This window comes from Stenotrophomonas sp. TWI700, from assembly GCF_039673645.1.
Lineage (GTDB): Bacteria > Pseudomonadota > Gammaproteobacteria > Xanthomonadales > Xanthomonadaceae > Stenotrophomonas > Stenotrophomonas maltophilia_AA.
The window spans coordinates 179659-205406 of sequence record NZ_JBDJMB010000002.1; the positions used below are offsets into that span (position 1 = coordinate 179659).

General features: G+C 68.0%; 25 protein-coding genes. 8 read left to right on the top strand and 17 right to left on the bottom strand.

The features are described from left to right. Positions 1-14 precede the first annotated feature (14 nt). On the bottom strand, positions 15-3587 hold the full coding sequence (locus ABE473_RS02630) for a transporter substrate-binding domain-containing protein (RefSeq protein WP_346488391.1): 3573 nt from the start codon (positions 3585-3587) through the stop codon (positions 15-17). Positions 3588-3661: 74 nt separating this feature from the next. On the opposite strand from ABE473_RS02630, the gene ABE473_RS02635 reads away from it, so the two are divergent. Together ABE473_RS02635 and ABE473_RS02640 are read left to right on the top strand one after the other, a co-directional pair. Beyond that, positions 3662-4300, top strand: a complete 639-nt coding sequence (locus ABE473_RS02635) for a response regulator transcription factor (protein ID WP_346478501.1) — start codon at positions 3662-3664, stop codon at positions 4298-4300. Positions 4301-4559: 259 nt separating this feature from the next. Continuing rightward, positions 4560-5132 carry an Ax21 family protein gene (locus tag ABE473_RS02640; protein ID WP_172407593.1) on the top strand — a complete coding sequence of 191 codons (573 nt, stop codon included), beginning with the start codon at positions 4560-4562 and terminating at the stop codon, positions 5130-5132. Positions 5133-5337: 205 nt separating this feature from the next. On the opposite strand, the gene ABE473_RS02645 is transcribed toward ABE473_RS02640, so the two are convergent. The 5 genes from ABE473_RS02645 to ABE473_RS02665 all read right to left on the bottom strand — a co-directional run bounded on the left by ABE473_RS02645 (position 5338) and on the right by ABE473_RS02665 (position 8456). Further along, a complete protein-coding gene (locus ABE473_RS02645) occupies positions 5338-6363 on the bottom strand; it encodes an NAD(P)H-dependent glycerol-3-phosphate dehydrogenase (protein ID WP_088434819.1) in 1026 nt (341 codons plus the stop codon). 20 nt (positions 6364-6383) lie between these two features. Next, entirely contained in the window at positions 6384-6899 is a 516-nt protein-coding gene (gene secB, locus ABE473_RS02650; RefSeq protein WP_019184891.1) for a protein-export chaperone SecB, read from the bottom strand. A gap of 105 nt (positions 6900-7004) precedes the next feature. Further along, positions 7005-7442: a rhodanese-like domain-containing protein gene (locus ABE473_RS02655; protein WP_176990234.1), complete on the bottom strand. Its 438-nt coding sequence runs from the start codon at positions 7440-7442 to the stop codon at positions 7005-7007. 78 nt (positions 7443-7520) lie between these two features. Beyond that, positions 7521-7955 (bottom strand): hypothetical protein, encoded by a 435-nt coding sequence (locus tag ABE473_RS02660; RefSeq protein ID WP_176990235.1) that lies wholly within the window; start codon positions 7953-7955, stop codon positions 7521-7523. A gap of 30 nt (positions 7956-7985) precedes the next feature. Then, positions 7986-8456, bottom strand: coding sequence for a YiiD C-terminal domain-containing protein (locus ABE473_RS02665; protein WP_346488392.1), 471 nt, complete (start codon positions 8454-8456; stop codon positions 7986-7988). A 43-nt stretch (positions 8457-8499) separates the two neighbouring features. Here ABE473_RS02665 and ABE473_RS02670 point away from each other — a divergent pair, with 43 nt between their 5' ends. From ABE473_RS02670 to ABE473_RS02680, 3 genes are all read left to right on the top strand, one after another. After that, a complete protein-coding gene (locus tag ABE473_RS02670) occupies positions 8500-9276 on the top strand; it encodes a uroporphyrinogen-III synthase (protein ID WP_346488393.1) in 777 nt (258 codons plus the stop codon). 108 nt (positions 9277-9384) lie between these two features. Further along, complete coding sequence (locus tag ABE473_RS02675) at positions 9385-10362, top strand: uroporphyrinogen-III C-methyltransferase (protein WP_346488394.1); 978 nt, start codon at positions 9385-9387, stop codon at positions 10360-10362. Positions 10363-10365: 3 nt separating this feature from the next. Next, a complete protein-coding gene (locus ABE473_RS02680; RefSeq protein ID WP_346488395.1) occupies positions 10366-11730 on the top strand; it encodes a heme biosynthesis HemY N-terminal domain-containing protein in 1365 nt (454 codons plus the stop codon). A 100-nt stretch (positions 11731-11830) separates the two neighbouring features. On the opposite strand, the gene ABE473_RS02685 is transcribed toward ABE473_RS02680, so the two are convergent. Continuing rightward, on the bottom strand, positions 11831-13126 hold the full coding sequence (locus ABE473_RS02685; protein WP_346488396.1) for an acetyl-CoA C-acetyltransferase: 1296 nt from the start codon (positions 13124-13126) through the stop codon (positions 11831-11833). 92 nt (positions 13127-13218) lie between these two features. Between ABE473_RS02685 and ABE473_RS02690 the strand changes: the two genes are divergently transcribed. Continuing rightward, positions 13219-14106, top strand: coding sequence for a hypothetical protein (locus ABE473_RS02690; RefSeq protein ID WP_179460550.1), 888 nt, complete (start codon positions 13219-13221; stop codon positions 14104-14106). A 104-nt stretch (positions 14107-14210) separates the two neighbouring features. On the opposite strand, the gene ABE473_RS02695 is transcribed toward ABE473_RS02690, so the two are convergent. The 7 genes from ABE473_RS02695 to ABE473_RS02725 form a co-directional block, all read right to left on the bottom strand. Continuing rightward, the gene (locus ABE473_RS02695; protein ID WP_346488397.1) at positions 14211-14846 is read right to left on the bottom strand and encodes a superoxide dismutase family protein; all 636 of its coding nucleotides are present in this window, start codon (positions 14844-14846) and stop codon (positions 14211-14213) included. 54 nt (positions 14847-14900) lie between these two features. Further along, positions 14901-15467 carry a superoxide dismutase family protein gene (locus tag ABE473_RS02700; RefSeq protein ID WP_179460552.1) on the bottom strand — a complete coding sequence of 189 codons (567 nt, stop codon included), beginning with the start codon at positions 15465-15467 and terminating at the stop codon, positions 14901-14903. 93 nt (positions 15468-15560) lie between these two features. Further along, the gene (ntrC, locus tag ABE473_RS02705) at positions 15561-17012 is read right to left on the bottom strand and encodes a nitrogen regulation protein NR(I) (RefSeq protein WP_346488398.1); all 1452 of its coding nucleotides are present in this window, start codon (positions 17010-17012) and stop codon (positions 15561-15563) included. Further along, on the bottom strand, positions 17005-18063 hold the full coding sequence (locus ABE473_RS02710; protein ID WP_346488400.1) for an ATP-binding protein: 1059 nt from the start codon (positions 18061-18063) through the stop codon (positions 17005-17007). The genes ntrC and ABE473_RS02710 overlap by 8 nt, the downstream gene beginning before the upstream one ends. A 63-nt stretch (positions 18064-18126) precedes the next feature. Then, complete coding sequence (locus ABE473_RS02715) at positions 18127-18906, bottom strand: hypothetical protein (protein ID WP_346488401.1); 780 nt, start codon at positions 18904-18906, stop codon at positions 18127-18129. A gap of 126 nt (positions 18907-19032) precedes the next feature. After that, positions 19033-20151, bottom strand: a complete 1119-nt coding sequence (locus tag ABE473_RS02720; RefSeq protein ID WP_346488517.1) for an MltA domain-containing protein — start codon at positions 20149-20151, stop codon at positions 19033-19035. Positions 20152-20192: 41 nt separating this feature from the next. Then, positions 20193-20942, bottom strand: coding sequence for an N-acetylmuramoyl-L-alanine amidase (locus ABE473_RS02725; protein WP_346488402.1), 750 nt, complete (start codon positions 20940-20942; stop codon positions 20193-20195). Here ABE473_RS02725 and ABE473_RS02730 point away from each other — a divergent pair. Then, positions 20941-21081, top strand: coding sequence for a hypothetical protein (locus tag ABE473_RS02730; RefSeq protein WP_346488403.1), 141 nt, complete (start codon positions 20941-20943; stop codon positions 21079-21081). The two genes, ABE473_RS02725 and ABE473_RS02730, sit on opposite strands and share 2 nt — an antisense overlap. Before the next feature lie 16 nt (positions 21082-21097). Here ABE473_RS02730 and amt read toward each other — a convergent pair whose 3' ends face one another. The 3 genes from amt to glnA form a co-directional block, all read right to left on the bottom strand. After that, the gene (gene amt, locus ABE473_RS02735) at positions 21098-22531 is read right to left on the bottom strand and encodes an ammonium transporter (RefSeq protein WP_346488405.1); all 1434 of its coding nucleotides are present in this window, start codon (positions 22529-22531) and stop codon (positions 21098-21100) included. A gap of 18 nt (positions 22532-22549) precedes the next feature. Further along, positions 22550-22888, bottom strand: coding sequence for a P-II family nitrogen regulator (locus ABE473_RS02740; RefSeq protein WP_346488406.1), 339 nt, complete (start codon positions 22886-22888; stop codon positions 22550-22552). 365 nt (positions 22889-23253) lie between these two features. Beyond that, on the bottom strand, positions 23254-24663 hold the full coding sequence (glnA, locus tag ABE473_RS02745; protein ID WP_346488407.1) for a type I glutamate--ammonia ligase: 1410 nt from the start codon (positions 24661-24663) through the stop codon (positions 23254-23256). A gap of 219 nt (positions 24664-24882) precedes the next feature. On the opposite strand from glnA, the gene ABE473_RS02750 reads away from it, so the two are divergent. Beyond that, positions 24883-25677: an undecaprenyl-diphosphate phosphatase gene (locus ABE473_RS02750; protein ID WP_346488408.1), complete on the top strand. Its 795-nt coding sequence runs from the start codon at positions 24883-24885 to the stop codon at positions 25675-25677. Positions 25678-25748 lie beyond the last annotated feature (71 nt).

The following is a 25748-nucleotide window of genomic DNA, read 5'->3' on the forward strand; positions in this document are numbered from 1 at the left end:
CGCCATCGCGGCGCTCAGGATGCCTGAAGCTGTACCAGATAATCGCGCAGCGCCGCATCGAACGCACTGATCGCCTCGGCGTGTGCCGCGACGCCGTCTGTGTCGACGCTGTCCATCAGATTGCGCGCCTGCAGCGCCAGGGTCTCCGCTCCCAGCGTCGCCAACCCGCCCACCAGCCGGTGCAGCACCTCCACCAGCGCCGGCCCCGCACGCTCGTTCAGCGCGGCCTGCAGCGTCACCAGATCGAGCGCGGAGGCCGTGCACAGGCTCTCGATCAACACCCCCGCCACATGCGCCGACCCGAACCGGCGCACGAGCGCGGCCCGGTCGGGCGGCGCGTCGATGACGCCCAGCGCATCCGCTGCGGCTGACGCGCTCGACGGTACCTCGGGCAGCCACTGCAGCAGTGCCTGACGCAACGCGGCCAACGCCACCGGCTTGGCCAACATAGCGTCCATGCCCGCCTCCCGGCAGCGTTGCAGATCATCCTCCATCGCGCTGGCGGTCAGCGCGATCACCGGCATCCGGGCGCTGCCGCGGTCACGCTCCTGGTCACGGATGCGCCGGGTCATCGCGTAGCCGTCCATGACCGGCATGCGGCAATCGGTAAGGACCAGATCGAAGTGGGTGCGCGCCAACAGTGCCAGCCCCTGCTCGCCATTCTCGGCCATCACGTGCGGCAGGCCGAGCTGCTGCATGCGCCAGCCCATCAGTGCCTGGTTGGTCGGATGGTCCTCGACGATCAATACCCGCCGCTGCAGCAGCGCGGCCGGCAACGGCAGTACCTGCGCCTGTGCTTCGGCGACGCCCGGCTGCTCGTCGATCGGCAGCGTGGGCAGGCTCAACTGCACCTCCACGCAGGTGCCTTCACCGGGCACGCTGCGCAGCGTCAGCGCACCGTGCATCAGCGCGACCAGCCGCTGGCAGATGCTCAGCCCCAGGCCGGTGCCGCCGTACTGCCGGCTGATCGTCGCATCGGCCTGCGCGAAGGGGGCGAACAGACGCTCACGCTGCTCCGCTGAAATGCCGATGCCGGTATCGCGCACGGTCAGGCGCAGCCGTTGCGTGCCGGCGGCATCGGTGTCGAGCACCGCGAGGGCGATGCCGACTTCACCGACGTGGGTGAACTTGATGGCGTTGCTCAACAGGTTGAAGGCGATCTGGCGCAGGCGCATGCCGTCAGCCAGATGCAGGGCCGCGACGTCGTCGTCGATCTGGATATGCAGGTCCAGTCCCTTGGCCACCGCCTGCGGCGCGAGCAGCTGCTGCACATTGCCGAGCAGCGCGCGCAGCGCGACCGGATGCGGCTGCAGCGACAACGCGCCGGCCTCGATCCGTGAGTAGTCCAGAAGATCATCGAGAATCTGCCGCAGCAACTGCGCCGAGTCTTCGATCACGCCGATGATGCGGCGCTGCTCCCCATCCAGCGCGGTATGCGAGAGCACCTCCACCATGCCCAGCACGCCGGACATCGGCGTGCGGATCTCATGGCTCATGGTGGCCAGGAACTCGGATTTGGCCGCCGTGGCGCGCTCCGCGGCCGCCTTGGCCAACGCCAGCGCATCGGCCTGCGCGCGCGCCTCGGTGACGTCCACCCAGTAACCACTCCACAGCAGCGCACCGTCGTCGGCGTCATAGGGCAACGCGCGCGAACGCACCCAGCGCAGCGTGCCCCGTGCCGAAGTACGGAACTCGACGTCCAGGGGCGTGAAGTCACGCGCGGCGCGCTCGATGGCCTGACGGACACTGGCGCGGTCGCGCTCGTCGATGCGGTCCAGCAAGGCGCTTTCGTCGGCCATGGCTTCGGCCGCGGTGACCCCGAACAACGCCTCGATGTCACCGGCGATGTACGGCAGCGACAATCGGCCATCGCGCTCGCGCCGGCCCTGATAGACGATCGCCGGCAGGTTGTCGGTAACCTCGGCCAGGCGCTGTTCGGCACGCCGGCGCATCGCCACTTCCCCGCGCAGCCGCCAATGGCCCCAGCCATGCACCAGCAGCGCGGTCAGCAGCACCAGCGCCAACGGCACCGCCCAGCGCGCGATCACGCGCCAGTCGAGGTTGCTGCGGTACTCGGCCGTGAGCCAGTCGCTGCGGATCGCCTCGTGCTCGCGGGCGCTCATGTTGACCAGCATGCGGTCGAAGGTGGTGGCCAGCGGCGCGTACTGGCGTTTGACGGCCAGCGACAGGCGATCGCTGAAGCCGGCCGGCGCGGCCACGTGCAGCTGCGCCGGATAGCGTTCGCGTACGATCCGGTCGACGACCGCCAGGTTGCCGATGTACGCATCGGCGTCGCCATGGGCCAACCGTGCCAGCGCCAGTTCGGCACTGCGCGCCGGCACGATGCGCGCATTGGGCGCCTGCTGCAGGATGTAGCCGCGCAGGCGGTCCGGATCGGTCAGCAGGATGCTGCGCCCGTCCAGGTCGCGCACGCCCAGTACCGACGGACTGCCCGTGGCGGTAACCACGACGTTCGGGACGGTGATGAAGGGCTGGCTGAACACCCAGTCGTCGCCCAGGTAGCTGGAATCGTTGGGGATGCCCATGATCGCGTCGACGTCACCGCGCCGCAGTTGTTCGCGCACGTCGAACCAGTCGTGGGCGGGGACCCGGGTGAGCTGCGCGCCGAAGGTGCGCAGCAGGCGCAGGTATTCGGCCGACACACCACTGGGCTGCTGGGCGCCGTCGATGAACGCCAGCGGCGCCGCGTTCGGCTCGAAGGCGAGGCGCAGCGGCGTGGCCAGCACGCGCTTCTCGGCATTGCCGAGGATCATCTGCGACTGCGCCGACCACTCCGGCGTCTGCAGCCAGCGCTGCCGCAGCCGTTCCCGCTCGGGCTCGGCCAGTGCGGCCAGTCCCATGTCCAGCGCCTCGGCCAACGGCTGCTTGGCATTGGGCACTCCGAAGTGCAGGCGTTCCGGGGCCAGGTCACTGGGGCGCAGCAGCGCGACATCGGTCAGCCGCCGCTCGGCGATCAGCGCGGTGGCGACGTAGGCATTGCCGATGTACACATCGGCCTCGCCTTTTCCCACCATGGCGAGCGCGGCGGTGGTGTCGTTGGCCACCACGCGACGGGCAGCAGGAAAGCGCGCGCGTACATCTTCGCTGGTGACGAACTCGCGCTCGGTGACCACGCGCAGGCCGCGCAGATCGGGATCGGCCGATGCCCGCGTATCGCCGGGGCGACCGACCAGGGCCAGGGGCGCACTGGCATAAGGACGCGTATAGACCATGCAACGGGTGCGGTCGGCGGTGAGGGTGATGTTCATCACCACGTCGACTTCACCGCGGCACGCCGCATCCAGCACTTCGGTCCAGTCGCGGTACATGCGTACCTTTACCTGCACGCCCAGCTGCTGTGCGAGCAGGCTCAGATAGTCGAATCCCAGACCGGCAGGTTTACCGTCGCGCAGGGATTCGAACGGCGGCCACCCGCTGTCGTACATGCCCAGGATGATGGTAGGGTGCCTGCCAAGCCACTCGCTCTGCCGGGGCGACAGGGCGGGAGGGTTGGCGGCGGAGGCCGACACGGCCCAGGCCATTGCCAGCACGACCAGCACCAGCCAGCGAACGACGTGGATACGCATGCTGCCTGATCTCCGTAGAATGATATCCCCATCCCGGCACGGCCCGACGGCTGCCTTACAGGCAATACTAGTCCATGACCCTGCGCATTATCATTGCCGATGACCATCCGGTCGTACGGATCGGCACGAAGGCCGTGATCGAATCCAGTGGCGTTGGCCAGGTGGTGGCCGAAGCCAGTACCGTGGCCGAGCTGATGACCGCGCTGTCCGAACATCCTTGCGATGTCCTGGTCACCGATTACTCCATGCCCGGCGGCCAGCAGGCCGATGGCTTTACGATGATCGCGATGATCCGCCGGCGCTTTCCCACGTTGCCGGTGCTGATGCTCAGTGTGTCCAACAACCTGGCGATCCTGCGCATGGTGGTCGCCACCGGTGTGCTGGGCCTGGTCGACAAGACCTCCTCGATGGACGAACTGCCCACCGCGATCCAGACCGTGCAGCGTGGCATGCCCTACGTCAGCCAGACCCTGAAAGAGCGCATTGACGCGATCGGCACGAACAGCGTGGAAGAAGGCGAAGCCAAACCGCTGTCGCCGCGCGAGGTGGAAGTGCTGCGCCTGCTCGGCAGCGGCATGACGGTCAAGGAGATCGCCATGCATCTGCACAAGAGCGTGAGCACCATCAGTCGCCAGAAGGGCGATGCGATGTTGAAGCTCGGCCTGAAGGGCGACGCCGAGCTGTTCGATTACCTGCGCGACGGCGAACGCTGATCGCCGCCGTCCGCTGACGGCCGCTCAACCGCATTTCCAGCCACCGCGATGCACGCTCATCGCAGCGATGCCGTGCGCGTGTGCGTAGCAGATACGGCGGATAAAGTTCCTTGAAATACGCTTGTATTTATGTACTGCTCAGTTTGATATTCAGGGCTAATTGGGGTGACTAACGGATAATTCACACCTGTCGCCAGCAGCGATTTCCCCTCCCCTCTGCTGGCGGACAAAACCAAAAAATAAAAAGGTGTCCCCGATGATGAAGACTTCCCTGCTTGCCCTGGGTCTGCTCGCTGCACTGCCGTTCGCTGCTTCGGCAACCGACGGCCTGTCGTACAACTATGTTGAAGGCGGCTACGTGAACACCGATGCCAAGGGCGGCGACGCCGATGGCTGGGCGGTGAAGGGCTCGGTCGCCGTGGCGCCGAACTTCCACGTCTTCGGTGATTACAACGCGCAGGAAACCAAGCGCGGCAGCAATGATGTGGACCAGTGGAAGGTCGGTGTCGGCTACAACTACGGCATCGCCCCGACCACCGATCTGGTCGCCCGCGTTGCTTACCAGAAGTTCGATCCGAAGCACGGCCTGGACTTCAACGGCTACTCGACCGAAGTCGGCGTGCGCAGCGCGTTCACCCCGAACTTCGAAGGCTACGTGATGGCCGGTTACGAGGATTACAGCAAGAAGCACGGCATCAACCCGGACGGCGAGTTCTACGGCCGCGTCGGCGCCCAGGCCAAGCTCAACCAGAACTGGGGCCTGGCTGGCGAAGTGAAGCTGGCCAAGGGCGGCGACAAGGAATGGTTCGTCGGTCCGCGCTTCACCTGGTAATACGCGATACGCAACACCGCGGTACGTTGTTGGATGGCGCGGTCTCTCTCCCCTGCGCCATGAAGCCCGGCTCACGCCGGGCTTCTTTTATGCAGCACCTGGCGACACCCTCGTCGGTACGCCACGAAACAACCCGGCCACGTGCCGGGTTTTTTCGTTCTGGCGCTGAAAAAAAACCCCGGCGCTTGCCGGGGTTTTTCATGCGTCACTTGAACAGCGTGTCCGGATACTCCGGCTTCTGTTCGCGTGCCAACAGCGCACGCAATCCTTCTTCCGGGGTCTGCTCACCGTGCAGCACGGCGCGCACCCGGTCGGAGATGGGCAGGTCGATGCCGTGACGCCGCGCCTGGCGCATCACTTCATCGGCGGTCTGCACCGACTCCACCACCTGGCCGATCTCGCGCACGGCATCGTTCAACGATTGCCCGCGGCCCAGGGCCAGGCCCAGCCGACGGTTGCGCGAAAGATCGCCGGTGCAGGTCAGCACCAGATCGCCCAGGCCGGCCAACCCCATCAGGGTTTCCGGCTTGGCGCCGATCGCGGCGGCCAGCCGCAGCATTTCATTGAGGCCACGGGTGATCAGGCCGGCACGGGCGTTGAGGCCCAGCTGCATGCCATCGGCGACGCCGGTGGCCACCGCCAGTACGTTCTTCATCGCACCGCCGAGCTCGGCACCGACCATGTCATCGCCGGTATAGGCGCGGAACGCTGGGCCGTGCATCGCATCGGCCACCTGCTGGGCGAAGTCCGGCGCGTCACCGTGCACGGTGATCGCGGTCGGCAGGCCCTGGGTGACTTCCTTGGCGAACGACGGGCCGGTCACCACCGCCAGCGGCACGTCCGGCCCGAGGACCTCACGTGCTACTTCGTGCAGGAACCGACCGGAGCCGGGTTCGAAGCCCTTGGTCGCCCACGCCACGCCGGCATCGGCCGGCCGCAGCGGTGCCAGCGCACGCACGGTTTCACCGAAAGCGTGCGACGGCACCACCACCAGCACCCAGGCCGCGTCCTTGACGGCAGCGGCGAGGTCGGTGGTCGCGCGCAGCGACTCGGGCAGCGGGATGCCCGGCAGATAACGGGTGTTCTCGTGGCGCTGGTCGATGGCCTCGACCATCGCCGCATCGCGCCCCCACAGCACGGTCGGGTGACCGTGCCGCGCGAGCAGGCTCGCCAGGGCGGTGCCCCAGGAGCCGGCGCCGAGAACCGCGATTTTGTCTGCGTGGTTGCTCATCCGTACGACCGCAGCGCCGATCAGGCGTTGCCGGCCGGCTCGGAATCGGCGAGCGAGGTCTCGCCCTGTTCCTGGCGCTGGCGCAGGGTTTCGGCGTACAGGCCTTCGAAGTTGATCGGCTGCAGGAAGAACGGCGGGAAGCCGCCGGCCTGGATCAGCTCGCTCACCAGCGAACGCACGTACGGGAACAGGATGTTCGGGCACTGGGTGCCGAGCAGCACATCGATCGACTGCGGGTCCAGGCCGACCAGGCCGAACACGCCGGCCTGCTGCACTTCGGCCACATAGGCGGTCTTCTCGCCGGCCTTGCAGGTCAGGGTCACGGCCAGCACGACTTCGAAGGCGCTCTCGCCCAGGCGCTGCACGCGCTGGTTCAGGTTGAGCTGCAGTTCCGGCTGCACGGCGTCATTGAAGACGGCCGGAGCGTTCGGCGATTCGAACGAAACGTCCTTGACGTAGATCTTCTCGACGGTGAACGAGGGACCGGTAGCGGCGTCGACCGGCGCGACGGCGCCGTTGGTGTTCTCTTCGGACATTTCCTGTTGCTCCAAAAATGAATGCTGTAAAAACGGATTGTTACATGCCCTGCGATGGGGGCGCTGTGCGCCGCGCACAAGGCGTGCGCTTCACTCCGAGGGGAATCAGTTGCGGCCCTTGACCAGCGGCAGCTCGGCCTGCTGCCACGCCGGGATGCCACCGTCGAGCACGCTGACCTGGGTGAAACCGGCCTTCTTCAGTGCCTTGGCCGCGGTCTCGGAGGCATTGCCGCTGCGGCAGACCAGCACCACCGGGCTCTGCTGCGCCTTGGCCACCAGCTTGTGCTCCGGACCGAACTGGGCCGGCTGCACGTTGCGGCTGCCGGCGATGTGGCCCTTCTCGAAATCGCTGCTCGAGGACAGGTCGACCACGATGGCGCCACCGGCATTCATCAGCTGGGTCAGTTCAGCCGGCTTGAGCGACTTGAAGCCACGGAACAGGCGGCGGACTTCGGTCACGATGATGGCCACGGTCAGGCCGACCAGGGCCATCGACAACATCGGGTTTCGGCCGGCAAAGGCCAGCAACTCTTCGTAATTCACTAAGATCACGGGTCGATAAGCGGGCGCCGATTGTCGCACATGCGGGCGAATCGGCGTCCAGCCCCGTGCGGGCGGGCCTCAGCGGTCCTGCCAGAGGTCCGGCAGGCCGTTGGCCTGGAGCCAGCGCTTGTCCTCGGCGTCCCAGCGCCAGATCTCCCGCACCCGCACCGTCCGCTCGGACTGGGTGTTGTTGTTGATCACCCGCACCTCGGCCGTGCGCCCGACCCGGCCGTCGGGCATGGGCACGTTGTCGCTGGCGCGATAGCTGGAGATTTTGACCTGCTCGAAGCGGCGCAGCTCCAGATCGGTCATCGGGTGGGCCTTGGCGTATTCCGGATCCAGGTACGGCAAGGCATCCTCGACGGTGCCCCAGCGCATCGTGGCGTCGTACTTGACCTGGGTTTCCTCCAGCGCCTTGCGCTGTTTCCTGGTGGTCTTCTGCTCGGCGGCCAGCGCGGTCACGCTGGTCAGCGCGAACAGGGCGATCAGCAGGATCTGAAGCGTACGGCGCATGCGAATTCCCCACTAGGCAAGGCGCCCATCCTACCGCCTGGCGAAGGCCACGAAACGGCCGCTCAGTTCAGCGGCCGCCTTGTCGCCCTCGCCCGGCTGGCGGGCGGTGAGGCTGATGCGCGCCTTGCCGCGCTGGGCGAAGGTGGCCAGGAAGCTGTCCCAGTCGGTTTCCGCATCGGCCTGGGCCTGCGCGTGCAGATCGCCGTACACCGGCGCGAGGTAGCGGATGTGGCTGTCGGCCACGTAGACATCCGCATCGAACCCGGCCAGGCGCAGCCGCAGCGTCACCAGGGCCCAGCCGGACAGGGTCAGGGCCGAGGCCAGGCTGCCGCCGAAGGCGTTGCCCTTGTCGTTGACGTTGGCGGCCAGCGGGGCATGAATGTGCAGGACGCAGTCGCGATAATCGTGGACACGGATCTGCATGGCCGCCACCGGCGGCATGGCATCCAGGACATGCTGCAGCGCGGACAGCTGCGCCGGCAGGGAATCGGTTGCGGACATCTGGCTGGTCACGTCACATCGAAGGGCTCGCATAATGCCCGCAATGAACACCGAAACGAAAGTCGCGCGCTGGACCCTGATCTCGCTGCGCCCGCGTGGCCAGCATGCGCCGCTGCGGCGCGCGGCCAAGGCCACCGGCGCAACCGTCATCGCGTTGTCGCCGTGGGCGCTGCAGGCGCGCAGGAATGCGGCCACCTGCGTCGACCTCGCCGCTGCGCTGGCGGCCGAGCGGGTGGTCTTCAGCAGTCCGGCCGCCGTCCATGCCGCCGCGCGGCTGACCGCGCTGGATGCCCCGCACGCCGGCCAGTGGCTGGCGGTCGGCGCAGGGACGGCCGCCGCCCTGGCGCGGCATGGCGCGCGCGATGTGCTCGCCCCGGGGCGGATGGACAGCGAAGGCCTGCTGGCGCTGCCTGCGCTGGCGGACCTGCGGGGTCTGCGTGCGGGGTTGGTGACGGCACCCGGCGGCCGTGGCGTGATCGCCGACACCCTCCAGCAGCGCGGCGCCCAGCTGCTGCGGGCCAACGTGTATGCGCGCCAGCCCCTGCCGCTGGCAGCGCGCACGCTGCAACGGCTGCGGCGGTCGGCCGCCCCGTGGGCGCTGGCCTTGAGCAGTGGCGAGGCCCTGTCACTGCTGTTGGAGCAGCTCCCTGCGGACCTGCAGGTTCGCCTGCGCACCGCTTCCGTGGCGGCGGCCAGCGAGCGGCTGGCAATGCAGGCACGGGCTGCCGGCTTCCTCAACGTGACCCTGGCCGCCGGCCCGTTGCCGGCGCAGCTGGTCAGCGCTGCACACGCCGCGCTCATGCACCCGGCGTCTTCCTGAACAGGGAGGGCGCGCGGCCTTGCAGGGGGCTCGGGCGACGGGCGATGCTGTGCGCCACGTCGCTCGCCAGCCAGCGGACTGCCCGGCGCGCGCGACAAGGATGCCCGTATGAACGACCCGGTTTCGCCCCCCTCTTCGAACCGCCCCCTGCGCTGGATCGTGCCGATCGCGGCGTTGACCGTATTGGTCGGGGCCGGGGCATGGGGCTGGACGCAGTGGCAGGCGCGGCAGGCCCAGGAGCAGTTGCGGCTGGAGAACGCCCAGCTGCAGGTGCAGGGCCTGCTGGACAGCGTCGAGGCACTGCGCCGTGACCAGCGTTCGACGTCCCAGCGCGTGCAGGATGCCGCCGCGACCAACCGCGTATTGCGCGATGAAATGCTGGGCCTGAGCCAACGCAACGCCCTGCTCGAAGAGAACCTGGCCAAGCTCGCCGACAGCACCCGCCACGGCGCCCAGGCGCTGCAGCTGGAAGAGGCCGAGCTGCTGCTGAGCCAGGCCGGGCAACGGCTGGCCTATGCCGATGACGTCGAGGGGGCCAAGCGCTTGTACGCGTTGGCGGCCACCTCGTTGGACGATGTACAGGGCAATGAATATCTGAACCTGCGGCAGGCGCTGATGCAGGAGCGCAACGCGGTGGATGCCCTCGGCCCCGGCGCGCGTGCCCAGGCGCAGGCCGCGCTGGCGCAGTTTGCCGCTGCGCTGACCGGGCTGCCCGAGCAGATCGACGCAGCGGTCGACGCCACCGCGGTGGCGCCGTGGTGGCACCAGTTGCTCGCCCCGTTCGTGACCATCACCCCCACCCGCCTGCAGGGCCCGTTGACCGAGGCCGAGCGTGTGGCCGCCTGGGATTCGATGCAGCTGGAGCTGACCCTGGCGCGCGCCGCCGTGGAGCGCGGCGACCAGGCCGGCTACGTCCAGGCGCTGGACCGGGTGGCGCTGTGGCTGCCGCGGCTGTGGCCGGATTCACCTGCTCTGCGCGAGCGTCGTGCTGAACTGCACCAACTACGCGCCCGTGAGCTGCGTCCATCGTTGCCCGAACTGGGCAGCACCCTGCAGCAACTGCGCACGATGCGTACTGGGAGTTAATCGATGAAGCCGTTTCAATCTCTAGTGGTCCTGCTGCTGGCCGTGGCCCTGGGCGTGATCGCCTCGCAGTGGCTCGGCACCGAGCAGCTGCGCCAGTTCGGTGAAGTGATCTATCGCTACGGCGGTACCGACTACCGCTCCACCGTGCCGCAGGTCGCCCTGATGGTGCTGGTCGGGCTGCTGGTGCTGTGGCTGCTGTGGAGCCTGCTGGCCTCGCCGTTCCGCGCCTGGGGCCGCTACCGCCGCAAGCAGGGCCGCGCCCGCCTGACCGAAGGCCTGCAGGCGCACGAACACGGCCACTGGCAGCGTGCGGAAAAGCTGCTGACCAGTGCTGCTGAAGACAAGGAAGTGAGCGCTGTCGCCATGGTGACCGCGGTGCGCAGTGCGCAGGCGCGCGATGACGATGCTGCGGTCAATCAGTACCTGCAGCGCCTGGCCACCGAAGATGCCACCAGCCATGCCCTGCTGCTGGCCGAACGCCTGCTGGCCCAGGAACGCCCGGTCGATGCGATCAACGTGCTCGACGTGGCCGCGATCCAGCCGCTGCCGCCGCGCGGCCTGTGGCTGCGGACCGAAGCACTGGCCCGTGCCGATCGCGCGCACGAGGCGTATGGCCAGCTGGGCGCGCTGCGCAAGCAGAAAGTGCTGCCCGATGCCGCCGTGGCCGAACTGGAAATCCGCCTGGCCGCGCAGTCGCTGCTCGAAGCCGGTGACGTGAACGCGCTGGCCGCCCAGTGGGAAGCCACGCCGAAGGCATTGCGCAGCGATCCCGATGTCGTCTCCGCCTATGCGCTGCGCGCAGTGGCCCTGGACTGGGACGAACCGGCCCTGCTCAACCTCGAACAGGCACTGGACACGCGCTGGGACGAATCGGTGGTGACCCTCTACGGCCAGATGCCCGTAGAGAAACTGGCCACCCGCCAGGCCAACCTGCAGCGCTGGTTGACCACGCAGCCTTCCAGCCCGGCATTGCTGCTGGCGCTGGGTCGCATCGCCGCCCGTCAGCGTCAGCACACGCTGGCCGAGGATTACCTGCATCGCGCGATCGCCGCCGGTGCCGGCCCGGCCGCATGGGAAGCGTTGGGCGAAGTGTTCCTCGACCGTGGCGAGACCGCGCTGGCCTCGCAGTGCTTCGCCAATGCGCTGCGCCAGCAGCGCGGCGATGACAGCGTGGCGCTGGCCCGTGCCTCGACCGCGACGCCACTGGACCCGATCGTGCCCGAGCGCGCGACCATCGAAGAGCAGTCGCTGATGGGCGAACCGGCGCCGCTGCAGGATCGCCTGCACGGGGAGCCGGGCCGCGTGCACGTCGAAGAAGATCGCCTGCACGTGGAACGCGACGAGTTCGGCAATCCGCGCCTGCCGTAACAGGCGGCGCGGGATTTGGGACATCCACGCATGGCGTGGATCTACCCGGAAACGAAGAAGGCCGCCCTTGGGCGGCCTTCTTCATTTCCTGCGTCGGCGATCAGCGCTCGACGATCGCCACCACGCCCATGCCGCCGGCGGTGCAGATCGAGACCAGCGCGCGGCCACCGCCGCGCTCGGCCAGCTGCTTGGCCGCCGTGGCGATTACGCGGGCACCGGTGGCGGCGAACGGGTGGCCGGTGGCCAGCGACGAACCCAGCGGGTTGATCCTGGCCGGGTCGATCCTGCCGAGCGGCGCATCCAGGCCGAGGCGGTTGCGGCAGTAGTCTTCGCTTTCCCACGCGCGCAGCGTGCACAGCACCTGGGCGGCGAACGCTTCGTGGATTTCGTAGATGTCGAAATCCTGCAGGGTCAGGCCGTTGCGCTTGAGCATCTCCGGCACGGCGATCGTCGGCGCCATCAGCAGGCCTTCGCCGTGCACGAAATCAACCGCGGCCACCTGCGAATCACGCAGATACGCCAGCGGCTCATGGCCGTGCGCGCGCGCCCATTCTTCACTGGCCAGCAGCACCGCCGAGGCACCATCGGTGAGCGGGGTCGAGTTGGCGGCGGTCAGCGTGCCGCGGCCGGAGACCTTGTCGAACGCCGGCTTCAGCGTGGCCAGCTTTTCCAGCGAGGTATCGGCACGCAAAATGTTGTCGCGCTCCACGCCACGGAACGGGGCGATCAGCTCGTTGAAGAACCCGCGCTCGTAAGCAGCGGCGAGCTTCTTGTGCGAGGACACCGCCCACTCGTCCTGCGAATCGCGGGAGATGTTCCACTCCTTGGCCATGTCTTCGCAGTGATCACCCATGCTCTTGCCGGTGCGCGGCTCGGCCACGCCCGGGAATTCCGGCTTGAGTTCGCTCAGCTTGAAACCCCGGGTCAGCGCCTTGAGCTTGTCGCCGGTGCTCTTGGCGCGGTTGGCGGCCAGCAGGCGTGCGCGCAGCTTCTTGCCGTAGACGATCGGCACGTCGGACGTGGTATCCGAGCCGCCGCCGATGCCCGAGTCGATCTGGCCCAGCGCGATCTTGTTGGCCACCGCGATGATGGTGTCCAGCGAGGTGCCGCAGGCACGCTGCATGGTGATGCCCGGGGTCAGCGGGGACAGGCCCGAGGACAGCGTCGCTTCGCGGCCCAGGTTCCAGTCGCTGGAGTGCTTGATCACCGCGCCCATCGCCACTTCGCCCAGCTGCTGGCCGTGCAGGCCGAAGCGCTCCACCAGCGCCCCGAGCGTGCGTACCGACATACCGAGGTTGCCGACGTCCGAATAAGCCGTGTTCTGGCGACAGAACGGGATGCGGACGCCGCCGAGGATGGCGACGGGACGGGCGTTGGGCATGGAGATACCTGGCATGGGAGGGGTGTCTGCAACATGGCCTGCACGAAGGAGCAGGCATAATGGGGCCAAGTGTAGCTGCCGCCCTGTGATGGGCCAACCGTGAAACCATGAGCAAACCCGACCACGGCATGAATGCCATTGGCGTACTGGCATTGGAACTGGCCGGCGGCGACGCCCCGCGCCATGCCGCGCTGTCCTCTGAACAGGCTGGTGAACTGGCCGAACGTGTCGGCCGCGATCTGGCCAAGCTGGTGCCCGGCGTCAGCGGGCTGGATTTCGTGTTCGCCGGCGCCCATTTCGATCCGGCCGAAGTGCTGCGTCCGGGCTGGCCGGTACACCGGCGCCTGGAAGAGCTGCAGATGCGTGCCCCGGGCCGCAGCCAGGGCCCGCGCGTGCTGGCCTTTGGTGCCGGCGCCGACGGCGATGTGCCGCTGCCGTTCCAGGCCGATGCCACCCTCACCGGTGGCGGCCTGCGGGTGGTGCCGTTCCTGCTGACCGGCACCGAAGTCGCCCAGACCCAGGCCGTGGCCGAAGCACTGGAAGAGGTGCTGCTGGCCCAGGGCATGGCCCAGCCCGATACCGCCCTGCAGGCGCAGAACGCATTCGGCGCGCAGATCGAGCATGCCCGCTATTTCACGGTGAATGATCTCGCCGCGATGATGTCGATGCAGTACGACAACCAGGGCCTGGCGATCCTGTGGCCGCTGATCGAGACCGCGCTGATGGCACCACACGTGGAAGAGTGGCTGGATGCCGCGCCGGAGCCGCTGCTTCGATACGCTGACGGCGAAGTGCGTATGGCGCTGTTCGACCCTGCCGGCTGGTGTGCGTACTACAACCACGGCACCGGTGACTGCGATCGCCTGCAGGCCATCTACGACCAGTACCTGATCCGCCAGCGGCAGATGGCCGCCGTGCTGGAAGCCCACGGACTGCCGGTGCTGTTCGTGCATTGCGAAGCAGGGCAGGACGCGCGCGAATTGCTGGCGCGCTAATAGGGACGGAGGTAGTTAAGCCGGCGGCTTAACTACCTCCGTCCCCGTTATTTAAAAAAATACGCCGGCGAATGCCGGCGTGGTTTCGTCAACCACGGCCCGGTTTACGGGGCCGCTTTGATCGCCGCGCAGGCCAGGCGTGCGCCGGCGTTGCCGGTCGGCTGGGTCTTGTAGTCGTCCGCGTCGGCGTGGACGATCAGCCCGCGGCCGATGATGTCGAAGTCATCGCCCTTGCCGATGTTGACGTTGGTCGAGACCGGAGCGTCGACCACGGCATTGCCCTGGGCGTCGGCCTTGATGTTGGGCATGTCACCGCCGTGGTGCGGAGCGGTGGCAACGCTGCCGTGGTCTTCCTTGCCCGGGTTGAAGTGGCCGCCGGTGCTGGCGCCGTCCGGCGCGCTGCAGTCGCCCTTCTCATGGATGTGGAAGCCATGCTCGCTGTTGGGCTTCAGGCCGCTGACCTGGCCCTTCACGTGGACCTTGCCGTCGACGATGCTGAAGGTCACGTTGCCCTTGACGTCGTTGCCCTGGGTGGCGGCGAGATCGGCACTGGCGGTGTGGTTGGCATGGGCTTCGCTGGTCATGGCCGGCGGGGCTTCCGGGGTCGCTTCGGCGGTCGGCTGGGCCGCGGTGGCTTCTGCGGCCGGGGTGGCTTCCGGCGTGGTGTCGGCCGGCTTGTTGCAGGCGGTCAGGCCGAGCGCTGCGATGGCAGCGAACAGCGTGGTGTGGATCAGGCGCATGTGGATCTCCTTGCGGGTAGCGTTGGAAGAAGCGACGTCGGGGGGCCTGCGCGATCAGCGCACGACCCGGATGACGCCGCAGGCGATTCTGGCGCCGGCGTTGCCGGCGGGTTGGCTGCGGTAATCGTCGGCGTTGGCATGCACGATCAGTGCACGTCCTGCGATATCGGTGGCTGCGCCGCCGCCAAGGGTAACCGCTGGCAGGCGGATGTCGACGTTGACGCGACCCTGTGCGTCGGCACGCAGGTTGTCCATGTCACCGGCGTGATGCGCACCGGCACTGTTGCGGCCGTGCGGCTGGCCGGCTGGATTGAAATGCGCACCGGCGCTGCTCGCATCGACCGCACTGCAGTCACCGCGCTCATGGACATGGAACCCGGCCACCTGCAGGGGCTGCAGGCCGCCGATGACGCCGGTGATATGCACGCCGCGCGTGTCCGGGACCAGCGCAAGGCGCCCGCTGACCAGGCTGGCCGAGGCCGGCGACAGATTGGCTTCGGCCATCTGCGCGGTGCTGACCACCGGCACGACGGGTGCCACGGGGCGCGGCGGCGGCGTGCTGCCGCAGGCGGCCAGACCGACCGCGATCACCGCAGCGAGGACGACAGGGGAACTGCGCATGGGAAGACTCCTTGGTTGCAAACTAACGGTGCGCTCGTCCACAGGCCATGAAAGCGGCCGGGACACGGCGCACACGCGGTGTGGACATGCGGTTCATCCGCCGCGGCGGCGACCGGCGCCGAGCTTGCGGGTGAGGGTGTTGCGGCCCATGCCCAGCCGCGCGGCGGCCTCGGCACGGCGGCCGTGGGTGATCTGCAGCGCGGCCTCAAGCAGTGCGTGGTCGACGCGTTCACGCACCTGTGCGTGCAGGCCTTCGGCGCCTTCGGCCAGCCGCTGGCGCGCCCACGCCGACAGCAGCGTTTCCCACTGGCCCGGATCGCCGGCGCTGCGCGAGCGCGGCGCACCCGCGCCCCGATGCAGCGCGCTGTCCACGTCGGCCACACCGATGCTGTCGGCTGCAGCGAGCGCGGCCATGCGCCAGCACACATTCTCCAGCTCCCGCACGTTGCCCGGCCAATCGTGTTCGCGCAGTGCCTGCAGCGCCGCCGCGGTCAGCCGCTTGGGGGACGTGTCCAGTTTGTGTGAGGCAGCCGCAAGGAAGGTCTCGGCGAGCTGGGCGATATCGTCGCGACGCTCGCGCAGTGGCGGCAGCCGCAGCCGAACGACATCCAGCCGATGCAGCAGGTCAGCGCGGAAGCGCCCCTGCGCGACCAGGCTTTCCAGGTCCTGGTGGGTTGCGGCGATCACGCGCACATCGACGCGGATCAGTTCGCGGCCGCCAACGCGGAAGAACTCACCCTCGGCCAGCACGCGCAGCAGGCGCGTCTGCAGCGGCAACGGCATGTCGCCGATTTCATCGAGGAACAGCGTGCCGCCATTGGCCTGCTCGAAGCGGCCGATATGGCGACGCTGCGCCCCGGTGAACGCGCCGGCTTCGTGGCCGAACAGTTCGCTTTCCAGCAGTTCGGACGGAATGGCCGCGGTATTGAGTGCGACGAACGGCCCCTGCACGCGCGGCGATTCGTGGTGCAGCGCATGCGCGACCAGCTCTTTGCCGGTGCCGGTCTCGCCATTGATCAACACCGACAGCGGCGCCTGCGCCAAGCGCCCGATCGCGCGGAACAGCGCACGCATCGCCGGCGTATCGCCGACCAGCTGCGGGCGCTGGTCCGGCGGCGTGGCGCTGGCGGTCTCGCTCGGCTCGGCCAGGGGCACATCCGGGGCCGGCAGCACGCGCTGCGCCAGGGCGACCGCATCGTCCAGATCGAAGGGCTTGGACAGGAACTCCTGCGCACCGCCGCGGAAGGCACCGGCCGTGCTGGCCACGTCGGTGTAGGCCGACATCACGATCACCGGCAGCTGTGGATGCGCGGCCTTGAGCTTGTCCAGCAGCACCAGCCCATCATCGCCGGGCATGCGCACATCGGTGAACAGCAGGTCCGGTGGCGGCTGATCGGCCAGCATCGCCAGCGCCGCAGCTGCGCCGTCGAAGCCTTCGACACGGTAGCCGGCCTCGCGCAGCGCGGTGCACAGCACGAAGCGCACCGCGCGGTCATCGTCGACCACCCAGACGCGCTGGGCAGTGGTATCGACCTGGTCAGCCATGGGCGGCGGTGTCCTCGGCGGGGCTGCCCTGCCCGATCGGCAGCAGCACGGTGAATACGGTATGGCCCGGGCGCGAGCGGTAGGTCAGGGTGCCGCGATGCTCGCGCGCCACCTGCTGGGCCAGCGCGAGGCCCAGCCCGGTGCCCTCGGCGCGGCCACTGACCAGCGGCAGGAACAGATGCTCGGCCAGGTCTTCGGGCACGCCACGGCCGTCATCGGCGATTTCCAGCCGCAGCGCCAGCGGGTGCAGTTGATCCGTGATGCGCACACCGTGCTCCACCCGCGTGCGCAGGGTCACCGTGCCGGCACCGGCCTGGATCGCATTGCGGACCAGGTTCCACACGGCCTGGGTGAGGCGGTCGGCATCGCCATCGAACTCGGGAATGCTGGGGTCATAATCGCGCTGCATCCGGACGGCCCAGCCACCCTCGCTCTCGGCCAGGCGCAGCACGCGCTCCAGCGAGGCATGGATGTTGAGCGCTGCGTGCGGCGCGGCCGGCGCCGGCGACAGCAGCTGCTCGAGCAGGCCGTTGAGGCGTTCGATCTCCGAGCCGATCAGCTCGATCAGTTCACGCTCGTCCGGATCGCGTTGCGCGTTGCGGCGTGCCAGCAGCTGGGCCGCGCCCTTCAACCCGGCCAGCGGGTTGCGCAGCTCATGCGCCAAGCCCTTGAGCGCGGCACTGAGCGCGCTGGGCAGCGCCTGGGTGGGATCCAGCCCCGGGAATTCATCGACCGGATGCGCCTCCAGCAACCAGCCACCCTCGTCCCAGCGGCTCAGCCAGCCCTCGGCAAAGCGCGGCGCATCGCCCGGCAGCGCCAGGGCCAGCCGGTGCAGGCGCAGGGTGTCGCGCTCGTCACGGGCCAGAAAGTGGGCCAACGCGTCGCCCTGTGCCTCCAGCGAGGCCAGCGGCTGGCCCAGCAGGCGCCGCACGCTCACGCCCAGCCAGCGCGCGAAGGCGGGATTGCAGCCCACCAGGCGGCCACTGGCATCGGCCCAGGCGACCGGGGTGCCGAGGGCGTCGAGGGCGGGGGGCGATAGCGCGGTGGTCATTGCACCAATGTAGTGCAAAACGTGGGAGATGCGGATGGCGGCGTGGCGTCAGCAGAAGCGCCGTCACTCCATGCTCCTGCGCAGCTCCAGCAGCACCTGGTCGGCAGCATCCACCCGGATGAACCCCAGGCGCGGGAATTCAAGATCGAAGATCACGTAAACCGTCAGGGCCAGGATCGCGCCGAAGGTCACCGTATGGAGCCAGCTTCGTTCGCGACGCATGGCCGTGCCGTAGCCCACCAGCAGTGCGCCGATCAGACTCAGCCCACCGAGCAGCAGAAACACCACGGCCGGCGGATGGTTGCGCGTGGCCATCGCCCGGGTTGTCGTGATGTCGATCATGTCGTTCAACGCGGGCAGCAGCAGCATGGCCACATGCGACCCGGCGCCGGGTTGCCGGGTCGCGGTAACGGCGCGCGCCCATATCTGCTGCTGCAGCGCCGTGGTGGCCGCCAGCCGCTGCTCGACGACGGCGGTACTGGCGGCGTCCTGGTAGGCGTGCGCGCGCAGATCGACATACTGGCGGAACAGAACGCGCATCGGCGGTTGTTCTTCTATGGGCACCAGGTCGATGCGCAGATAGGCGGTTCCGATGGCATTGGCTTCGGCGGTGATCAGGTGGCGACGATCCTCGAAACGTGACGCCGCCCCGGAGAAGGTGAATGCAATCAACAGACCGAGCAGCCCGAATACCGCCGCTTCGGCGGCGGCCGCGCCCTTGGTCGGATCATCCGGGTCGCGCCGCAGCCGCGCCAGGCCCAGCCGCCGGCCGAGTTCGGCGGCGATCAGAATCGCGGCGAACAACCCCAAGGCAATCAGCGGTGCAATCAGTCCGAAGTCCATGAGCTTCCCCTGTTGCGAGGCTCAATTGTGGCACGACCGCGATCTGCTGTGATGTGGCCGCTGCGGGGCGCAGCCGGCCGCCCTTGGCGCTCCTACCAAGCAACGTGTTTGCCGGAAACGGAATGCTTACTGCCCTGCGGGCAGCGCCACACCCTTCGGCCACAGCATCCAGATCGTGCCCTTCTGCTTCATGTGCCCCGCCAGTTCGCCGGCCGCATCCCCGGTGCCCCAGAACAGGTCCGCGCGGACCTCGCCGGTGATGGCACCGCCGGTATCCTGCGCGGCGACCGGGCGCACCAGCGCGGTGCCGTCCGGGCGCGTGGTGGACAGCCACAGCAGGCTGCCCAACGGCACCACGTTGCGGTCCACGGCGACGCTGTAGCCGGCGGTCAGCGGCACGTTCAACGAGCCGCGCGGGCCGTCGTCGCTATCGGGGCCGCGGGTGAAGAACACATAGCTGGGGTTGCTGGCCAGCAGCTCGGGCACGCGCGTCGGGTGGGCATCGGCCCAGGCGCGGATGGCGGCCATGCTCACGTCGGTCTGCTTCAGCTCGCCCTGCTCCACCAGCCAGCGGCCGATCGGGCGGTAGGGATGACCGTTCTGGTCGGCGTAGGCGATCCGAAGCTGGCGGCCGTCGGCCAGCTGCACGCGCCCCGAGCCCTGGATCTGCAGGAACTGCAGGTCCATCGGGCTGGTCAGCCAGGCCAGCACCGGTGCTTTGACGCCGTTCGCGGCGATCCGCGCGGCATCGTCATAGGGCTTGAGCACGCGCCCCTCCACGCGGCCGCGCAGGCGCTTGCCCTTGAGTTCGGGGTAGAGGCTGTCGAGCTGGACGCTGACCATGTCGCCCGGCACGCCGTACACCGGCACGGATGCCTTGGCGGTACGGGTGAGGCTGCCGGCATAGATCGGCTCGTAGTAGCCGGTGATCAGGCCGTCGGCCCGGTTGTTGGCGGCGCGCAGCGCATAGACGTCGAGATTCGCCTGCAGGAACTGGCGGATGGCGGCCGGCGTGGTGGCGACATTGGCCGCTGCAGCGCAGGTGGACGCCCAGCTGACCTCCGTCTTCAGGCGCGGGCAGGCACTGCGCCAGGCCGCGAAGCCAGCCTGCAGATCGGCGTCTGCGACGGCAGGCAATGCGTTCCAATTCGCCTTCGCGTAAGTGCTGGTTTGCACAGGCGCTTGTGATGCGGGGCGCTGCGGCGCGACCGCACACGCACTCAGCAGCGCCGACGCGATGCCCATCAACGCGGCGTGCTTGAGTGCGGGGAGGAGGGGCGTGAACTTCATGGGCGGCGTTCCTGTTGCAACAGCAGCGAGTGCAGGATGCGGGCGTCTTCGGCATCGAGATCTGCGGGGAGATCGTCACGACCGCGGAAGCGGCGATGGAAGGCACCGACCGCGGCAGCCCGGTCGTCCATCGGATAGCCGAACGCGTGCAGCGCCAGCCAGGCATCGAAGCCGGGCGGGGCCGGGCCATCGGCGGCGCGCGGCCATACGCCGAAGCCGGCCTCGGCCAGGGTCTGCCACGGGAAGAAACGGCTGGGATCCTGCTTGCGCGACGGCGCCAGGTCGGCATGCGCGATGATCTGGCTGGGTGGAATGCGCAGGCGCGTGCACAGGTCCTCGAGCAGGCGGATCAGGGCGGCGATCTGCGCCGGTGCGAACGGCGTGTCGCCGTCGTTGTCGATCTCGATGCCGATCGAGGCCGAGTTGAGATCGGTGATCGTGCCCCAGCGCCCGGGACCGGCATGCCAGGCGCGGCGGTCATCGCCCACCAGCTGGTAGAGGTGGCCGTCGGCGCCGACCAGATAGTGCGAGCTGACCTTGCCGCCGCTGTTGGCGCTACGCAGCGTATCCAGGCTCTCCTGCACGGAATGCTGATCGGTGTGGTGCAGGACGATCACGACCGGCGCGCGCGCGTTGTGGTTCGGCGACGGCACCCAGGTGGCGAGCGGGCTGCGGACCCCGGTACTGGCGCAGGCAGCGAACAGCAGGCAGGCGAGCAGCGGAAGCAGGAAGCGGATCTGGCGCATGACCGCATTGTGCGTGATCTGGCGCGCGGTTGCCTGGCGCGGCGTGAATCGCGCGGTCGTCGTTGAAAGCAGCCCGATAGAAAAAGCCGGCGACCCGAAGGCCGCCGGCGAAGGTGAAGCATCTCTCTCTCGTTTCTAATGCGATATCGCGCGGATCAGGCCTCGTAGGCCGACTCGCCGTGCGAGGTGACATCCAGGCCGGTGCGCTCTGCTTCTTCGGTGACGCGCAGGCCGAACACCATGCGCACCACCAGCAGGATCAGCACGGTGGCCACGGCGCACCAGACGATGGTGAAGCCGACGCTGACCAGCTGCACCCAGACCTGGTGGCCGATGTCCAGGTCGGCCTTGGTGCCGCCCAGCGATTGCGCGCTGAACACACCGGTGAGCAGCGCACCGACGATGCCGCCGATGCCGTGCACACCGAAGACGTCGGCGGTGTCATCGACCTTGAGCAGGCGCTTGAGGCCGGTGACGCCCCAGACGCAGACCACGCCGGCGACCAGGCCGATCACGATCGCGCCCAGCGGGCCCACGGTGCCGCAGGCCGGGGTGATGCCGACCAGCCCGGCCACGGCGCCGGAAGCAGCGCCCAGCGCGGACGGCTTGCCCTTGCTGACCGCTTCAACCAGGGTCCAGCCCAGCACCGCGGCGGCGGTGGCAAGGAGGGTGTTGATGAAGGCCAGCGAGGCGACGGTGTCGGCGGCGGCGGCCGAGCCGGCGTTGAAGCCGAACCAGCCCACCCACAGCAGCATCGCGCCGATATAGGTGAACGGCACGTTGTGCGGCTTCAGTGCGGTCTGGCCGTAGCCGATGCGCTTGCCGACGAAGTACGCGCCCACCAGGCCGGCCACGCCGGCATTGATGTGGACCACGGTGCCACCGGCGAAATCGATCGCGCCGAGCTCGGCCAGGTAACCGCCGCCCCACACGATGTGCGCCATCGGGATGTAGCTCAGGGTGAACCACAGGGCCGAGAACAGCAGGACGGCCTTGAACTTGATGCGCTCGGCGAACGCACCGACGATCAGTGCGGTGGTGATGCCGGCGAAGGTCGACTGGAAGGCGACGAACAGATAGTCCGGCAGGCCGGCGATCGGCGTGTTGCCGACGCTGTCCGGCCCGAAGCCCTTGAGGAAGGCGAACTGGGTGAACGAGCCGAAGAAGGCGTTGCCTTCGCTGAACACCGCGCTGTAGCCATAGGCCACCCACAGCATCAGCACCAGCGAGAACACCACCAGGATCTGGCTGAGGATCGACAGCACGTTCTTGGAGCGCACCAGGCCGCCATAGAACAGCGCCAGGCCCGGCACCACCATCAACAGCACCAGCAGGGTGGAGGTGAGCATCCAGGCCACGTCGCCGCGGTCGAAGGCAGGTGCAGCGGCGGCGTCGGCGACCGGGGCAGCCGTGGCCTCCGGCGTGGCCGGCAGCGGCTCGACCGCGACCGTTTCAGACGGCACGGGGGTGATCTGGGCCTGGGCATGCGCACTGCTGGAGAAGGCACCAACGGCCAGCGCGCTGAGCAGCATCATCAGGCACACGGCATGGAACCGGGCTTGCCACCCGGTGAACAAAGAGGTCTTCATTGTGGGCTCCGAGTGGGGTTAGAGCGCGTCAGCGCCGATTTCGCCGGTGCGGATGCGGACGACCTGTTCGACCGCGGTGACAAAGATCTTGCCGTCGCCGATCTTGCCGGTGCCGGCCGCGGACTGGATGGCCTCGACCACGGCCTCCAGGCGATCGTCGGTCACGACGGTCTCGATCTTGATCTTCGGCAGGAAATCCACGACGTACTCCGCGCCGCGATACAACTCGGTGTGGCCCTTCTGGCGGCCGAAGCCTTTGACTTCGGTCACGGTGATGCCCGACACGCCAGCGTCGGAGAGGGCCTCACGGACCTCGTCGAGCTTGAACGGCCGGATGATGGCGGAGATCAGTTTCATGCGCATATCCCGATGGTGGATGGAACCGGCCCGCGTGGGGCCGATGTCAGGTCAACCGGCGGCCACTTGCACATGGCCGCCGGTCGTTGCGCCGAACGTTGCATGGGCCACGCCGTTGCCGACGCCCGGAGGGCGACGCCAGCGGTGACGCGGGAGGGAGGAAGGGCCCATGACACGCGTCCGGTCTCTCTTGCCCCTGGTGGTGCGTACTGCCTGCGTCGCGGCTCCCCAGCCGCAGCGCATCTACCACGGTCCCGTTGAACCGCGGTGCGGGGCGCGTTGCAGGCCGCCCCGGCCCCGGTTGCAAAAGGTGGCGACGATGACGAAGGGTGGGAGGGAAATCCTTCGTCATCGTCACCCATTGCTCAGTTCGCGTAGTACATCTGGTACTCGAGCGGGTGGGTCGCCGCGCGGAACCTGGTGACTTCCTGCATCTTCAGCGCGATGTAGCCGTCGATGAAGTCGTCGCTCATCACGCCACCGGCCTTGAGGAACTCGCGGTCCTTGTCCAGCGCTTCCAGGGCCTGGTCCAGCGAGGAGCAGACCTGCGGGATCAGCTTCTCTTCTTCCGGCGGCAGGTCGTACAGATCCTTGTCGCTCGGCGCGCCCGGATCGATCTGGTTCTTGATGCCGTCCAGGCCGGCCATCATCAGCACGGTGAAGGTCAGGTAGCCGGACTGGATCGGATCGGGGAAGCGCATTTCGATGCGGCGCGCCTTCGGGTTGGACACCCACGGAATGCGGCACGAGGCGGAGCGGTTGCGGGCCGAGTAGGCCAGCATCACCGGCGCTTCGAAGCCCGGGACCAGGCGCTTGTAGCTGTTGGTGCCGGAGTTGGCGAAGGCGTTGATGGCCTTGGCGTGCTTGAAGATGCCGCCGATGTACCACAGCGCCAGCTGGCTCAGGCCGCCGTAGCCGTCACCGGAGAACAGGTTGGTGCCGCCCTTGGAGAGCGACTGGTGCACGTGCATGCCGCTGCCGTTGTCGCCGACCAGCGGCTTGGGCATGAAGGTGGCGGTCTTGCCGTTGCGGTGGGCGACGTTCTTGATGACGTGCTTCATGCGCAGCAGTTCGTCGGCCTTCTGCACCAGGGTGCTGAACTTGGTGCCGATCTCGCACTGGCCGGCGGTGGCCACTTCGTGGTGCTGCACTTCCACTTCGATGCCGACCTGTTCCAGCGTCTTGCACATTTCCGCGCGCAGGTCGTGCAGCGAATCGGTCGGCGGGACCGGGAAGTAGCCGCCCTTCACCGCGGGACGGTAGCCGCTGTTGGCGCCGTCGTACTTGTCACCGGTGCTCCAGGCCGCTTCTTCGGAATCGATCTTGAAGAAGGTGTGGCCCATGTCGTTGGCGAAGCGGACCGAATCGAAGATGAAGAATTCCGGCTCCGGGCCGAAGAAGGCCTGCTCGGCGATGCCGGAGGACTTCAGGTAGGCCTCGGCGCGCTTGGCGATGCCGCGCGGGCAGCGGCCGTACGGCTGCATGGTGGCCGGATCGAGGATGTCGCAGCTGATGACCAGGGTCGGATCGGCGTAGAACGGGTCGATGTAGGCGCTGGACGGGTCCGGCAGCAGGACCATGTCCGATTCGTTGATGCCCTTCCAGCCGGCGATCGAGCTGCCATCGAACATCTTGCCTTCTTCGAACAACGACGGCTCCACGATGCTCACCGGGAAGGTGACGTGCTGTTCGATACCGCGCATATCGACGAAACGCAGGTCGATGAACTCGATCTGGTTGTCCTTGATCAGCTTCTCAACATTTTCCACGGACATCGGTGAAACCTCAGATGGGTGATTGCCTGAGTGGATAGAGCAATCGCCGTGCCAACTTTTCGGGCTTCACAAGTCGTTGATTTTGAAGACGCTGCCCTGGCTTAGCGCGAGGCGCGCCGCACCATAACGGTGCAAAGACCGCATCGTGCACACATTTGGTGCGGCGTTTGATGTTTTATGCTCCTCCCTGATTTCCCTCCTGCCGAGCCACCGTCCCCGATGTCCGACCTGCTCTCCGCCCTTCTGCTGGGCATCCTCGAAGGCCTCACCGAATTCCTGCCGATCTCCAGCACGGGCCACCTGCTGATCGCCCAGCACTGGTTGGGCGCACGCTCGGACTTCTTCAACATCATCATCCAGGCCGGCGCGATCCTGGCGATCACGCTGGTGTTCCGGCAGCGGCTGTGGACCCTGGCGACCGGCCTGCATGAGCGCGCCAACCGCGACTACGTGCTCAAGCTCGGCACCGCGTTCCTGGTGACGGCCGTGGTCGGCCTGCCGGTCCGCCTGGCCGGCTGGGAACTGCCCGAGACGGTCACCCCGGTAGCCTGGGCACTGATCATCGGCGGCCTCTGGATGATCCTGGTGGAGGCCTACACCGCGCGTCTTCCCGAACGCGATGAAGTGACCTGGAAGGTCGCGGTCCTGGTGGGTGTGGCGCAGGTGGTGGCGGGCGTGTTTCCCGGCACCTCGCGTTCGGCGGCGGCGATCTTCATCGCGATGCTGTTCGGCCTGAGCCGACGCGCGAAAGCCACCGAGTTCGTGTTCCTGGTGGGTATCCCGACCATGTTCGCCGCCAGCGGCTATGCCTTCCTGGAACTGGCCAAGGACGGCAAGCTCGCCAGCGAGAACTGGACCGATGTCGGCGTGGCCTTCCTTGCCGCGGTCGTCACCGGCTTCGTCGTAGTGAAGTGGTTGCTGGGCTACATCAAGTCGCACCGGTTCACTGCGTTCGCGGTTTACCGCATCGCACTGGGCGCGGCATTGCTGCTCTGGTTGCCGGCTGGCAACTGAACAGCCCGGCGCCGGCGTAACCCCGTTGTGGTGGCACCGGCGTTTTTCCCCAGGTTCCCAAGGAGATGTAC

Bases quoted from the DNA above. Each gene is read 5' to 3' on its own strand.
- ABE473_RS02630 (WP_346488391.1), bottom strand. From the start codon at position 3,587: ATGCGTATCCACGTCGTTCGCTGGCTGGTGCTGGTCGTGCTGGCAATG.
- ABE473_RS02635 (WP_346478501.1), top strand. From the start codon at position 3,662: ATGACCCTGCGCATTATCATTGCCGATGACCATCCGGTCGTACGGATC.
- ABE473_RS02640 (WP_172407593.1), top strand. From the start codon at position 4,560: ATGAAGACTTCCCTGCTTGCCCTGGGTCTGCTCGCTGCACTGCCGTTC.
- ABE473_RS02645 (WP_088434819.1), bottom strand. From the start codon at position 6,363: ATGAGCAACCACGCAGACAAAATCGCGGTTCTCGGCGCCGGCTCCTGG.
- secB (WP_019184891.1), bottom strand. From the start codon at position 6,899: ATGTCCGAAGAGAACACCAACGGCGCCGTCGCGCCGGTCGACGCCGCT.
- ABE473_RS02660 (WP_176990235.1), bottom strand. From the start codon at position 7,955: ATGCGCCGTACGCTTCAGATCCTGCTGATCGCCCTGTTCGCGCTGACC.
- ABE473_RS02665 (WP_346488392.1), bottom strand. From the start codon at position 8,456: ATGTCCGCAACCGATTCCCTGCCGGCGCAGCTGTCCGCGCTGCAGCAT.
- ABE473_RS02670 (WP_346488393.1), top strand. From the start codon at position 8,500: ATGAACACCGAAACGAAAGTCGCGCGCTGGACCCTGATCTCGCTGCGC.
- ABE473_RS02675 (WP_346488394.1), top strand. From the start codon at position 9,385: ATGAACGACCCGGTTTCGCCCCCCTCTTCGAACCGCCCCCTGCGCTGG.
- ABE473_RS02680 (WP_346488395.1), top strand. From the start codon at position 10,366: ATGAAGCCGTTTCAATCTCTAGTGGTCCTGCTGCTGGCCGTGGCCCTG.
- ABE473_RS02685 (WP_346488396.1), bottom strand. From the start codon at position 13,126: ATGCCAGGTATCTCCATGCCCAACGCCCGTCCCGTCGCCATCCTCGGC.
- ABE473_RS02690 (WP_179460550.1), top strand. From the start codon at position 13,219: ATGAGCAAACCCGACCACGGCATGAATGCCATTGGCGTACTGGCATTG.
- ABE473_RS02695 (WP_346488397.1), bottom strand. From the start codon at position 14,846: ATGCGCCTGATCCACACCACGCTGTTCGCTGCCATCGCAGCGCTCGGC.
- ABE473_RS02700 (WP_179460552.1), bottom strand. From the start codon at position 15,467: ATGCGCAGTTCCCCTGTCGTCCTCGCTGCGGTGATCGCGGTCGGTCTG.
- ntrC (WP_346488398.1), bottom strand. From the start codon at position 17,012: ATGGCTGACCAGGTCGATACCACTGCCCAGCGCGTCTGGGTGGTCGAC.
- ABE473_RS02710 (WP_346488400.1), bottom strand. From the start codon at position 18,063: ATGACCACCGCGCTATCGCCCCCCGCCCTCGACGCCCTCGGCACCCCG.
- ABE473_RS02715 (WP_346488401.1), bottom strand. From the start codon at position 18,906: ATGGACTTCGGACTGATTGCACCGCTGATTGCCTTGGGGTTGTTCGCC.
- ABE473_RS02720 (WP_346488517.1), bottom strand. From the start codon at position 20,151: ATGGGCATCGCGTCGGCGCTGCTGAGTGCGTGTGCGGTCGCGCCGCAG.
- ABE473_RS02730 (WP_346488403.1), top strand. From the start codon at position 20,941: ATGACCGCATTGTGCGTGATCTGGCGCGCGGTTGCCTGGCGCGGCGTG.
- ABE473_RS02725 (WP_346488402.1), bottom strand. From the start codon at position 20,942: ATGCGCCAGATCCGCTTCCTGCTTCCGCTGCTCGCCTGCCTGCTGTTC.
- amt (WP_346488405.1), bottom strand. From the start codon at position 22,531: ATGAAGACCTCTTTGTTCACCGGGTGGCAAGCCCGGTTCCATGCCGTG.
- ABE473_RS02740 (WP_346488406.1), bottom strand. From the start codon at position 22,888: ATGAAACTGATCTCCGCCATCATCCGGCCGTTCAAGCTCGACGAGGTC.
- glnA (WP_346488407.1), bottom strand. From the start codon at position 24,663: ATGTCCGTGGAAAATGTTGAGAAGCTGATCAAGGACAACCAGATCGAG.
- ABE473_RS02750 (WP_346488408.1), top strand. From the start codon at position 24,883: ATGTCCGACCTGCTCTCCGCCCTTCTGCTGGGCATCCTCGAAGGCCTC.